This is a genomic window from Nitrosopumilaceae archaeon AB1(1), from assembly GCA_033471095.1.
GTDB classification, from domain to species: Archaea; Thermoproteota; Nitrososphaeria; order Nitrososphaerales; family Nitrosopumilaceae; genus Nitrosoabyssus; species Nitrosoabyssus spongiisocia.
In genome coordinates, this window is the sequence record CP136752.1 from 598,447 (window position 1) to 612,018 (window position 13,572).

Annotated in this window: 13 protein-coding genes; all 13 read left to right on the forward strand. The window is 33.4% G+C overall.

The genetic code is table 11. The annotated features are described in order from the left end of the window. Positions 1-39: 39 nt before the first annotated feature. The 13 genes from R1F52_03595 to R1F52_03655 all read left to right on the forward strand — a co-directional run bounded on the left by R1F52_03595 (position 40) and on the right by R1F52_03655 (position 13,508). Positions 40-450, forward strand: coding sequence for a PIN domain-containing protein (locus R1F52_03595; GenBank protein WOV93723.1), 411 nt, complete (start codon positions 40-42; stop codon positions 448-450). 90 nt (positions 451-540) lie between these two features. Beyond that, entirely contained in the window at positions 541-1,290 is a 750-nt protein-coding gene (locus R1F52_03600; GenBank protein WOV93724.1) for a PD-(D/E)XK nuclease family protein, read from the forward strand. 36 nt (positions 1,291-1,326) lie between these two features. Next, positions 1,327-2,091, forward strand: a complete 765-nt coding sequence (locus R1F52_03605; GenBank protein WOV93725.1) for a rhomboid family intramembrane serine protease — start codon at positions 1,327-1,329, stop codon at positions 2,089-2,091. A 24-nt stretch (positions 2,092-2,115) separates the two neighbouring features. Continuing rightward, positions 2,116-2,292, forward strand: a complete 177-nt coding sequence (locus R1F52_03610) for a 4-oxalocrotonate tautomerase family protein (protein WOV93726.1) — start codon at positions 2,116-2,118, stop codon at positions 2,290-2,292. 31 nt (positions 2,293-2,323) lie between these two features. Further along, a complete protein-coding gene (locus R1F52_03615) occupies positions 2,324-3,130 on the forward strand; it encodes a carbon-nitrogen hydrolase family protein (protein WOV93727.1) in 807 nt (268 codons plus the stop codon). Positions 3,131-3,595: 465 nt separating this feature from the next. Continuing rightward, positions 3,596-4,750, forward strand: coding sequence for a thiolase domain-containing protein (locus R1F52_03620; protein WOV93728.1), 1,155 nt, complete (start codon positions 3,596-3,598; stop codon positions 4,748-4,750). After that, positions 4,722-5,123 carry an OB-fold domain-containing protein gene (locus R1F52_03625; protein WOV93729.1) on the forward strand — a complete coding sequence of 134 codons (402 nt, stop codon included), beginning with the start codon at positions 4,722-4,724 and terminating at the stop codon, positions 5,121-5,123. Before R1F52_03620 ends, R1F52_03625 begins: the two co-directional genes overlap by 29 nt. 416 nt (positions 5,124-5,539) lie before the next feature. After that, positions 5,540-5,905: a hypothetical protein gene (locus tag R1F52_03630; protein WOV93730.1), complete on the forward strand. Its 366-nt coding sequence runs from the start codon at positions 5,540-5,542 to the stop codon at positions 5,903-5,905. A 288-nt stretch (positions 5,906-6,193) separates the two neighbouring features. Beyond that, positions 6,194-6,319 carry a hypothetical protein gene (locus tag R1F52_03635; protein ID WOV93731.1) on the forward strand — a complete coding sequence of 42 codons (126 nt, stop codon included), beginning with the start codon at positions 6,194-6,196 and terminating at the stop codon, positions 6,317-6,319. Between the two features lie 397 nt (positions 6,320-6,716). Then, entirely contained in the window at positions 6,717-8,780 is a 2,064-nt protein-coding gene (gene nrdD / locus R1F52_03640; GenBank protein WOV93732.1) for an anaerobic ribonucleoside-triphosphate reductase, read from the forward strand. A 275-nt stretch (positions 8,781-9,055) separates the two neighbouring features. After that, positions 9,056-11,698, forward strand: coding sequence for an adenosylcobalamin-dependent ribonucleoside-diphosphate reductase (locus tag R1F52_03645; GenBank protein ID WOV93733.1), 2,643 nt, complete (start codon positions 9,056-9,058; stop codon positions 11,696-11,698). A 30-nt stretch (positions 11,699-11,728) separates the two neighbouring features. After that, positions 11,729-12,850 (forward strand): hypothetical protein, encoded by a 1,122-nt coding sequence (locus R1F52_03650; protein ID WOV93734.1) that lies wholly within the window; start codon positions 11,729-11,731, stop codon positions 12,848-12,850. A gap of 1 nt (position 12,851) precedes the next feature. Next, positions 12,852-13,508 (forward strand): ribosome biogenesis protein, encoded by a 657-nt coding sequence (locus R1F52_03655; protein WOV93735.1) that lies wholly within the window; start codon positions 12,852-12,854, stop codon positions 13,506-13,508. Positions 13,509-13,572: the final 64 nt, after the last annotated feature.

Here is a 13,572-nt window from a genome sequence, read left to right on the forward strand (position 1 = left end):
GTAGATGTTATATAATAATCAGTCTTTTGAAATTAATTTATGAACACACGCAATATCGTACTTGATACCTGTGTACTAGTACAACTATCTAAAGATCACAAAGAAGTAGTACGTTTAAAAAAAATGCTAAAAGGTAAAAATGTCACATTTATCATTCCAGATGTTGTTGTCCAGGAATTATATCATGTAGCACAAATAACTAAATCTGAAATCCCTAAACTATTATCATATTTTGGTAAAAAAATCTTTTTTGATTCTGTAAAGCCACACAAAACATCTGCATTACAAATTCACTCACAATTTCACGATTCTCATTTTAGTGACAGTCAAATTCTAGCATTATGTCAAGCAAAAGACTATATCTTAATTACATTTGACAAGGCATTGTTACGTGTATGTAACATGATAAATGCTGTTGCATTTCATCCCAAATATTCTGGAAATCTTTAAATTGAAGAAATTTTATCCAAAAATTATTCGTGAATTTGACGATGGTCTAGATGAGCAATCTTTATTTTACAAAAGTTAATACTAAATATTATGATTACCGTAAATAGTTCTAGTTCAAAAAATCCAAAGATTAATGCTAGTGTATCAGAATTTATCAGTGCAATTGGTTACTGTGAATATCAAATACCATTTTATTTACAAGGTGTAAAACCACCTCCAAGTGTAAATATACAAAAAGGCACCAAAGCTCACAAACAAGAAGAAATTTATGAAAAAGAACATTACGAGTTTAAACCAATCACCACTCAAGAGTTGCAAGATGTTACAAAAGAGATTGAATTTCAACGAGAGGTACTACACACTAGATTACAGTTCTCTTTCTCTATTGGTGGTACAAATCCAACCATATCTCTGGCAGGAAGATGTGATAAGATATTTCGTGAGGACAACTCGTTAATCATTCTTGATGATAAATTTCCCGCTAATCCCTCACAGTACATGCAACTGACTAGACCATACACCAGTCAGCTTTTACAACTGCTAGTGTACCTAAACTCTTCATTTACAACAACAAATAGTTTTGATCCGAATGACTGGTTTGAGATACCTCATGAAACTAAGAGATGGATATTACAGATACGTGATAGAAAAAATAATAATGAGCCATGCAAGATATTTCAAGGCGTTCAAGATAGTAAAACTGAGTCATTCCTCTTTGAAAATATACAAAGATTTGGGTGTCTTGTTTTGAACATGGAAAAATATAAGCATCATAATTCTATTCATCGCTGTAATGCATGTAGTTTTAAAGATATGTGTAAACATCGAGTACAAGAATAATATATCCTTAATACTGTGATTTCTAATAAATTACACATGCTTCCATTAAAGGATGAAAATCCACATCCACCAGGATTTAAACCAAAATTAACTATAGCTCTAATTATAACAAATGTAATTGTATTCTTTCTAGAAGTTGCATATACAGGTCAAATTTTAGATTTTACAAATGGTCGAGCCGCACAATTATTCTATGAGTGGGGAGCTGTGCCGAATTGTATCATTGGGGGTAGAGTGATTGATCTAGGAGCGCAACAACTTAGTTGTCCTGCATTTTCTTCCCTAACTCTACTCAGTTCCACTTTTCTTCATGGTGGTATAGTACACTTGGGAGGAAATTTGTTGTTTCTGTGGATCTTTGGTGATAATATAGAATTAAAATTTGGACGAGTAAAATATCTAATTATTTATCTTTCATGGGGAATTGGTGCAGGACTAATACATGTCTTGGGTGATCCGACAAGCTCAATTCCTGCTGTGGGTGCATCCGGTGCTATCTCTGGCATACTTGGTGCTTATCTTGTAATATTTCCACGAGCCAAAGTACTTACCTTCATGATGTTGGGATTCTTTTGGAGGACGATTCACATCCCTGCCAAATTCTTCCTTCCATTCTGGCTCGTATTTCAAAATTTGTTGCCTTTCTTCATATCAGGATTCGGCGTGTCAGGCGGAGGTGTAGCATTTTTAGCTCACATTGGTGGTTTTGCACTAGGAATTGCCGTAGGGTATCTGTATAAAAAAACTCACAGAACAGATTACTCATATGGGACACGTTATGGCTGGAGAGGCGACGATTAAATCAGGGGTTATTGTACCGAAATTATGCCTCTGATCAAAGTACACCTATACCCTGGACGAACCGATGAACAAAAAAAAGATTTTGCCAAAGTAGTGACACAATCAGCAGTTGATATATTGAAAACTAAACCTAATCATGTAATAGTGGTATTTGACGAAAACCCAAAAAATAATTGGTATCAATCAGGAGAGCCACTTTAACTTTTTATTCCAAACAATTTTTGTATAAATAATGTCCAAACTTGCTCTAGTACAATTTACAACATCTACCGACAAGGATGAAAATTTGAGAAAAATTCTCAATTATATCCGTCAAGCATCCAAACGTGGAGCTAGTCTATGTGCTTTTCAAGAATTTATGATGTTTCATTCCACATCTAAACAAAAACCATCACAAGTATACGCATTGTCTGAGACCATACGTGGTAATTTTATACAACAAATAGAACAATATGCAAAAAAGTATTCGATAGAAGTTGTAGGAACATTTTATGAAACTGGTAAAAAAAATCGTGTGTACGATACAGCATTTCTAATTAATTCATCAGGTAAATTAGTATCTAAATATAGAAAAATTCATCTGTATGATGCGTTGGGATTTAAAGAATCTAAAAAATTAATGGCCGGTTCAAGTATTAGTAGACCGGCGAAAACTAGTCTTGGTACTGTGGGAATGATGATTTGTTATGACTTGAGATTCCCTGAAATGTCACGAATATTATCTTCCATGGGTTCACACATACTAGTTGCCCCTTCTGCATGGGTCAAAGGTTACATGAAAGAGGATCACTGGATTACAATTAATAAAACTAGAGCAATTGAAAATGGTTGTTTTGTTGTAGCACCTGATGCAGTTGGACACGTATACTGTGGTAGAAGTTTGGTCATTGATCCTTTTGGTAAAATTCTACTCGATATGAAAAAACGTCAAGGTATATCCATTATTCATATTAATTTGAATCGTGTAAATCAAGTGCGCAAGTCTTTACCACTGATGAAAAATCGTCGTAAGGATGTGTATTCTACTTTTCATGCTTGACTCTACTTTTACAAAAGAAATTTGAGCACTGCCTACTCCATTTTTGTTTCCGTGAATATCTAAACAGAACCATAGGCCACATACATACTGGACATTTCTGTTTAAGACCACGTAATTTTGCTCTCTGTATTAATGGTGATGATGCCTTACAACCGCTATAATAATTCGAACATCCCATGAATCTCTTTCTAGTTGTTTTTGATCTAATAATCATCAACATACCCATCTTACATTCTGGGCACGAAGCGAGCCCATTTTTCGGTCTATTTGAGCCCAAAATGATGTACTTTCTCTTCTTCTCAGACCATGAAACATATCCATTTACATCCAAGTACTGGAGTAATTGCTCCTGAAGCACATGAACATTTTTTTTCGCTACACTTACGGCACTTGTTTTGACTTGCAATGAATATCCCATTTTACATCTCTTAACGATTTTTATATGGATTTTGATGCGTTTACTATGTGGAATCAGTTTGTGTTCTTGGAGCAGGTAGTACTAAATACGGTAAATTAGATGACAGCATCAGCGATATTACTGTTCAAGCATCAGTTGATGCTATAAAAAGTGCCGGTATTATTCCTAACGAGATTGAGGCCGGATACATCTCAAATGTATTTGGAATTGCCGATAAACAAGTACATCTTGGACCCGTCATTATGAGTAATCTTGGAATTCCTGAAAAACCATCTTTATCTATTGAATCTGCTTGTGGTAGTGGCTCTGTGTCATTTCGTGAAGCGTTTGCAAATGTAGCTGCAGGATTTTATGATGCTGTATTAGTTACTGGAACAGAAAAAGTAACACATACTGGTACAGAATGGACAACAACATACTTTTCTTATTGTTCTGATTTCTTTTATGAAGGTCAATCCGGAGTATCATTTCCTGGACTGTTCGCATCAATGGCTCGTGCCTATATGACAGAATTTAACGCAACAGAAGAAGATTTTGCTAGAGTTGCAGTAAAAAATCATGAAAATGGTCTATTGAATCCAAAAGCACACCTGCAGAAAAAAATTACAATTGATGATGTATTGAATTCTCCTGTAGTTGCAAGTCCTCTAAAATTATACGACTGCTGTCCATTCTCTGATGGGGCAAGTTCTGTTATTTTATGTAGTGAAAAATTTGCAAAAGAGCATGGTGGTGATTATATCAAAGTAATTGGTTCTGGTAGAGGTGGTTCATCTGCCGCACTTCAGGGTCGTGATCACATCACTACTATTCCTAGTACAAAAATCGCAGCCAAAGCTGCATACAAAATGGCTAATATCACACCTAAAGATGTTGATTTTGCTGAAGTTCATGATTGCTTTACAATAGCTGAAGTTGTAGATACTGAAGATTTAGGGTTCTTTGAAAAAGGTAAAGGTATTGAAGCTGTTCGTAATAACGAAACTTGCAGAGACGGTAAAATTGTAATAAATCCATCTGGTGGATTAAAATCTAAAGGTCATCCTATAGGAGCTACTGGTGTAGGTCAAGTTGTAGAGGTGTATGATCAACTTACTGGAAACGCAGGTCAAAGAACAGTTAATGATGCAAAAATTGGTTTAACACAGAATTTCGGCGCCACTGGCGCAAGTTGTGCAGTTCATATTTTTCAAAGTGTATAAAATGTCTACCAAACAAGAATTTGTAGAGCAAGCCAAAACAGGTAAGATACTAACATTACAATGTTCTAAGTGTCTACATTATCATTTGGGGACCATATATTTTTGTAAAAAATGTGGGAATTCAGATTTTAAAAAAAATATAGTTGATGGAGTTGGCACTGTGGCTACTTTTACAATAATTACAATTCCTCCAAGTGGGTTTGAAGATTATGTTCCATATGCATGGGTGGTAATGAAATTAAAAGACATCACTTTACGAGTATCTGGTTTTATGAGTGGTATACATTCACCCTCAGATTTACCTGTGGGAACACCTATCAAAGTTGCAGGCTTTGATCACCGTGGTTTAATAATGGAGAAACAGCAGGTATAAAATAATTGAATGTAGAAATTATCTGTGGTAAATGTGGTGTAAAGATTAAACATATGAAAACCCTAAGACCCCCTAAAGATGTAATGCGTAAATATGATGAACATTGCCCCTCATGTGGTCAAAAATTAAACGTGACTGATTTTACGATAGATGTAGAATAAATCTATTATACATTAGACTAGATAATATTTAGAAAGTTACAGATTGGTTGTGACCTGCAATACTCCAGAAATTACAATTGCACCTATTATCATTATAAGAACTGCACCTGCTATGCTAGTTATAACATTTATTGGATTTGTCATAATTTTATAAACGATATCTTTCTAATAAAGAAATTGATTCGTTAATAACACACTCTAACTTGATAGAACCTGAATACATACAATTTATAATAAATATATTTATTAAATAATATGAGCACCCTTGGAAATCAATCATCTCAAATGATATTAACAATTCAAACTAAAACTCCTACTTATACACCTGAAATTTTTAACAGAACAATTACAGAATTGGGTTATGTTGGAACGCCAACTAATGCACAGATTTCTACAAATCCTAATGCTCCTCCTGTCCCAACGGTACTTTTTTCAAAAAATAACATAATGGTTCTTACAAACTATGGAGAAAACTTGATACGATTCATTATAATTAATACTTTAGATCTAAATGCTATATATACAGACATATCTCAGGTTTTAGACAAATTACAAATTGGCCCAACATCCATAAACATAACTGATTTTATGTGTAAAACTGAAATCCCTACAGCTCGATAATCCTTCTCATACTTTAACTAATACAGTGAATCAAGATGTTTTAAAAAAAATAAGTAGTGTTCTAAACACTCCAGGTATGACCATTTTAAACATTACATTATCAAACACAAATTGGAATACTGGTGAGTTTAAAATAATATTAGAGCCGTTAATGTCAAATCCTGAGAATAAATTTTGGATGATAATTGGATACAGAACTACTAGTTTGTTAGAATTCAATAAATTCATAGAAACATTTAATTCAAATACTGTGGAAGGTATATTGAGAGCGTTAAAATGAAAACTAATTTGAATAAACGTAGTTTTGAAAATACTACAATTTCACATATGTCTAAAGTAGATTTTGCTACATTTTTGGAATTAGATTCTAAAAAGAATGTTCAAGATCCCAAAATGCGACTTGTATTCCAATAGTCTTTGTGAATTTGTCACTTCTTAAAATTTTATGTGATAGATTTATTTCGTATTTCTACAATAAAATAATTTTATATGTGTAATCTCGAAATCATTTTGGAATGAATCTCTGTTTTTAATACCACTTTTTATATATTTTTCTTTTCATTTTTCTCGTATATTTGTCACCACACGACTCTGAAAATTCATAAGTGATACATCACGACTAAGAACGAATTCATAGAATCTGGGCATAGTAAAAGTACAATTTGAATCGTAAAACTAACATATGTTCTTTATTGATATTTGTATAATATGATATTGAGTTTCAGCAAAGGATCGTTTTACGAATAGCACACAAAGTTGTAACAGAATCAATAATTGATAGTTTTAATAATTAGTCAATTTAATTTACATTATGAAATTAGATGAAAATATAGAACCACAACGTTCAGGCATTAGAAAATCAAAGTCTACACGAGCACGAATGATATTTTCAGTAATGGCAAGTCCAAATAGAATAGAAATTCTTCGAATCTTAAACTCACAAGGTCTATTAACTTACTCAGAACTCAAATCCCTTGCAGGATTTAAATCAAAAAAAGAGAGTGGTAAATTTGCTTATCATCTTAGGAAATTACTAAGTCAAAGTCTTGTCAAATTAAATAGATTTGAGAGAAAATATTTCATAAATAACACTGGAAAATTGGTGCTAAGTCTTGCTAGACAAATTGAGGAACGCTCTATTGTTGAAGGAGGAAAATCCTATGTACGAACATCTCACAACTCTAAAGAAGAATTTGATCCACACAAGATACTACAATCACTAGTTCATGAAGGTAATCTCCCACAAGAATTAGCTCAGAAAATGACCGAAGAAACAGAAAATAAAATTTACAAATATCAAATTATTAATCTTACATCATCACTAATTCGTGAAATTGTTAACTCTGTACTATTGGAGCACGGTTATGAAGAATATAGAAGTAAAATGTCACGCTTGGGTATTCCCCCATTTGATATACAAAAAATGTTGGTAAACATTGGTGACAAGGACGGTCTAACTAGTCTACTAAACACAACTAGTGATCAAATTTTTACTGAATATCTTTTTTCAAATGTATTTTCAAAAGATATAATTGATTCACATTTATCTGGTGATATTCATATAGAACAAACTGGAATTGGATCCCTTTTACCTGATATATTATTTCTAAGTATAAAAGAACTAGTTGAAGATGGTTTGAATCTACATGGTAAAATGTTAAGCATTCCGCGCATGTCTGCACCGGATACACTTTCTGATATTTGTAACATTTTAACAATAATAATTCCATTAATCTCAAGAGAAGTATCTCAAGAAATTATTTTAAACGATTTCATATCACTTTTATCCGATTACAGCACTGATTCAAAATTGGAGAAACATCTTGTTGATGTATTCACTACGACATCTTCTACCATACACGGTTCTACTACTATATACCTTCAAATTCCTCTAAATTCTGATTCCAAACTTGTCAGCAAAATCCTAAATGCCTACTATACATTTGCCAAAATCACTCCAAAACCTACTATTGGTCTTGCTATTAATTATGAAAAGGCCAAAATCGCTGATACCTCTAAAATCATAGCCAAAATTGTATCAATTAGCGGTCTGATCTACTTTACCAAGAAAACTGCCTCTAGTGGAGGAATTGTACACATGCCAAAAAAGACCAATCTTACAACAGCAATCAAATTATATCCATTTTCAATAAATTTACCTCGTCTAGCTCTTGATTCAAACTCTGACTATTCATATTTCAAAACTACTCTTGCTATGGCGATTAAACCAACCATTGCTGCGATGGTTTTACGCAAAAAAGAGATTGTAGATTTTACTCATCGGGGATTAAATCCAATATTGGCAAAAAACACTCAATCCTTACAACGTGTTTCAATTTCTATGGTTGTTAATCTTGTAGGATTCCAAGAAGCGATCTTTGACATATTGAAACAAACTTCTGATATAAAGATCTCCACCGACATGATTAATTCTTTAATTAATGTTGTAAATACCTCTGCAAAGGAATTTGAAGAAAATATCTCAATCTCATTATCTACAACTAATGATCCTTTGCGTTTTGTTTCTGTTGATGTACAAAAATTTGGTAAAAGTGCTGTCAGTGATTATATAGATACAGGATATTCACAAGGTATCAACTTTGATGCATCTGCAATTGATAAATATACTACTAGTACTAAACAAGTTGTTCTGTGTAATCATCTTTTCAATACGTTAAACGGAGGTGTACGGATCCAACTTCATATCGCTCAAAATGCAAATATCACTTTGATACAGCAATCTATAGAAAAAATGACAACTTTAACAGACTTTTTTGTTCCTATCAAAAAAACACCAATTTGTGGAAATTGTGGCCTAAAGGATTCAAAACTTGTGGATAAATGTTCAGCCTGTAACTCTCATTTTATAATATAGCCCATATTCATTTAAATACGTAATTTGCGTTAGTTGATTTTTTTGAGTCAATAAACTTTTGGCTCTCATCAAAATCTTTTAATACTGATTCTCTGTCTAGTTGTTATCTTGTTTATTTCATCATCTCAAAAAGAAGATTCCCATCAAAAATTTTCTTCAAGATGTAATTCAAATTCAAGTCTAGCATTATTTTTCACCTTTGAATCATCATTTTACTGCGGCTCTAAATTCTATGTGCCTAATTTCGTTCCACAAATGTTTAAGGAACGATTCTATTGACATCCCAAATAGAAAATAACATAAATACGATAATCAAGCGCAGTGGAAAATCAGTAATCTTTAATAAGGATAAAATTACATCTGCTCTCAGTAAGGCCTTCTCTACTACACAGATACCAAATCCTCACATAATAGAATCCCTTACGATAACTGTTCTAGATAAACTGGCCGAACATGGATTTTCAGATACTATCAACCCAAGCGTAGAGGACATACAAGATATAGTTGAAAGTACTCTCATTGAACAAGGTCATAGTAATGTGGCCAAGGCATTCATTCTATACAGACATGAGCACCGTAAGGTAAGGGATCAAAAAATGAGACTTTTAAACGTAAAAACACTCGAATCCGTAGCCAAGAACTTTGATTTAAACTGTCTACGAGTATTAGCATCTAGATACCTATTCCGTAATGCTAAAAATGAGATTAATGAGACCCCTCTACAGCTATTTGAGCGTGTTGCAATATTGGTAGGTTTGGGAGACATATTTTATGATAATGCCATCTTTTCAAAACAGGGTGGTGTAATTCAAGATGTCTCAGAGGCCGAATCTTATCTGGATAAACTAAGTAATTTTAATAACAAATTTGCCGTTGGTAGATTTTATCTAAATCAGTGGCATTTCAGATCATTAATCAATCAATATGTTGTTCTTGCAAAAAAAGGGCAGATGAAATTAAGTTTCAAAAATCTTTTAACAGAATTTGCTTCTAAAAAACTTGATAAATATGCCGATCGTATAGAAGAATATCTTGTTTTGATGACATCTCAAGACTTTTTGCCAAATTCTCCTACCATGATGAATGCAGGGGGCAGATTAGGTCAGCTATCAGCATGTTTTGTTTTAGATATGCCAGATGATATGGCCGGTATTATGAAATCCACTTCTGATGCAGCACTAATTTTTAAATCTGGAGGAGGCGTTGGAATTAATTATTCTGATCTTCGACATGAAGGAGATATAGTGGCATCTACTTCTGGAGTCGCTTCAGGACCTGTATCTTTTATGAATATTATCAACACTGTAACTGAGGTAGTAAAACAAGGCGGTAAACGCAGAGGTGCAAACATGGGCATTCTGGAATCATGGCATCCTGATATTGAAAAATTTATCTCCAATAAAACAGAGCCAGGAGTTTTAGAAAACTTTAATGTCAGTGTTGGAATTTGGGAAGATTTTTGGGATGCACTAGTAAATACTAAAGATGGCAAGTATATGCTACATACATCCAAACATCTACCTGTACGAGAGATTAGCTCCCATCAAGTTTTGGATCATATAGCTCATTCTGCATGGGCTAGTGCAGAACCAGGTATAATTTTCTTTGATTTAATCAACAAGTACAATGTTTTTGCCAAAGCACGAAATGGTCCAATACGTGCTACAAATCCATGTGGTGAACAGAGCCTATATCCTTACGAATCTTGTAATCTAGGTTCCATAAATCTTGCAAATCTTGTTAATCGTCAAGCTGATGGTACATACGGCTTTGATTGGCAGAAATACGAAGAGACGATTAGAAAAACTACTAGATTTTTGGATAATATTATAGATATGAATACGTATCCAGTTCCTGAAATTGATACTGCATCTAGAGATTCTAGACGTATTGGTTTAGGTGTGATGGGTGTAGCAGATTTATTGTACAAATTAAACATAAAGTACAATTCTAAGAAAGGATATGACTTGCAAGCCAAATTAGCTGAAGCGTTGTCATATTATTCTATGGATGAAAGTGTATCTCTTGCAAAATCACGTGGAGAGTTTCCTCTATGTTCCAAGACTGAATACCCTGAGGGCAAAATACCAATTTCTGGATACTACACTAGACCAAAGAGTACTCATACCTTAGAATGGGATGGACTCATTGAAAAAATTAAACAATTTGGAATTCGTAATGTTTTGACTACTACAGTTGCACCAACTGGAACACTATCCATGCTTGCAAATTGTTCTAATGGTATAGAGCCTACATTTGCTCTTGTATTTGAAAAACGTGTTACCGTTGGTAGATTCTTTTACACTAATGAGATTCTAAAGGATGTATTAAAGGAGAGTAATGTGTATAGTGAAGAACTAATTGAAAGAATTGTAAATAATTATGGTTCTTTACGTGGTCTAGAAGGAATACCAGAAGAACTAGAAGAACGTTTTGTAACTGCAATGGATATTCACTGGGCTGATCATGTGATTGCTCAAAGTGTTTGGCAAGATTGGATTGGAAACGCAATTGCTAAAACCATCAACATGCCATATGATGTAACTCCAGAAGATATCAAAGCTGCATATCTGCTTGCTCATGAAATGGGACTCAAAGGAATTACGGTGTATAGAGATGGTTCTAGACATACCCAAGTACTTCATATGACTAGTGAAAATTCAACAAAACAGTTTGAGGTCATTCCAAGTAGTTATGCTTCTACCACAATTAAAGATCAAATTACAAATAGATACGTTCTTGAAAATGTTGANAAAACTCTGCAGGCCAAGGCTCTAGTTGAAACAGTAGAGGATGTTGTAATTGGCACTGAACCGGCTGAGGATACAATATGCCCACTATGTAAAAATACACTAGTATTTGCAGAAGGCTGTTTTACCTGCATTGATTGTGGATATTCAGGCTGTACATCTGGATAGATTCTTTATACATTCTAGTCTTCATAATTCATGAAAAAAATACATCTGCTTGGAATTGCTCTAATTGGAGTGATTGGTGTAATACTTGCTGTTGGATTATCCTTCCAGCAGAATTTTATCACATCAGACATCTCTGTACAAAATAATAATTTAGGTTTAGTGATTAATCCGCCCTCATCCCAATACACACTACAGGAAATTGATCAACTCTATCAAGATGCATCAACACTAGGTGTCGGAAGAACAAATCTGTATATGTTTTGGAATTCTATCGAACCTCAAGATAATAATTATAATTTTAAAAATAGTGACATACAGCTAAGTTTAATTAAAAAATATAACATGACTGCAACATTATATTTTTCTATAATAAATGGACGAGCTTTGGGACCATTCCCTGATTGGATTGGAGATCCATCTATTCGTGAAATTCCAAAGGATAAACTCGTGGATGTCCTCGATAAAATATTGAGTAGATATGCCGGTTACATCGACACTGTAATAATAGCAGGAAATACCGATGTCCATTTTTCAAATCGTGAGCACCTAATTGATGATTACGCAAATTTGTATCCTTTTATTTTTGAGAAATTAAAATTACAACACCCTGATGTTAAATTTGGTAATGCCTTTTCATTAAATGAAATAATAATTAAAAAACAACAACATATTATTAATAAATTAAATCAGGGGGATTTTGTTGCATTCACCTATTTTCCAACGGATCTATTATATGAAATATCTAAAACTCCTCTGGAGGCCAGAGTCGATTTAGATTTGACTCTAAAACTAGTCACGAATAAACCAATCATACTATTTGAATCGAGTTGGAGCACCTCGGACTTTATCTCTGGAACGCAAAAAGATCAACATGAATTTCTAATTCAATTTTTTGAGTTTTACAGAGAGAATAAAGAGAAAATTGAACACATTACATGGTTTAGACAGTATGATAAATCATCAGATGTTTGTAATGTAGATCTAAGTTTTTTTAATTCTTCACACAGTGGATCAATTAATTCATCCATAGCAGGAAATGAATTTGTCCTAGAGAGGTTAAATCACTACATATGTAATTCTGGTCTACTCACTACCACTAATGAAAAGAAATTAGCATGGAATGAATTTGCCAAACAGGTGGATCTGACCTAATTTGCCATCTGTAATAATTGCTGAATCTGCGTTAGAGTTGATACCAAAATCTTTGCATTCGCATTCAAGTGTAATGGCATATAGTAAAAGAATGTCTAAAGGGCCAGACAAATGTCTCTTGGATATATCGTGGCATTATTCTGCTATGAAATCTCTTGATGACTCATTCCGACGTGGCAGACCCAATCTAATTCACATGTGCCTACATACAGTCTGCTCTACTCCATTATTCTTGAATTCTGATATTCAATTATACATACACACACGTGACAATCACGTGATTACCATACATCCTCAGGTACGTCTACCAAAATCCTATCATAGATTTATTGGTCTATTCGAGCAGCTATATGAATATGGTACAATTAATGACAACACCACTCCATTATTAGATATTAGTCATATGACATTACATGAATTAATTAATAAACTTGAGCCGACACAAGTATTTGGATTTACTACGCAAGGTAAACAAATGACGATTAAAGACGCCTCCTTACTTGTTGGTAAAAATGATTGCATAGTTGTAGGAGGATTTCAAAAGGGTCATTTTGAAAATACACAAGATATGTCTTCTCTACTACAAATTCATAAAGAATCTCTTGATGCACATATTGTACTTGGACGTATTTTATACGAATATGAGATTCATCTTTAGTTTTTCTAAATTATTAATATTAGAAATATGATTTTTATGAGGCTCATTTTTATAAATAAATTAC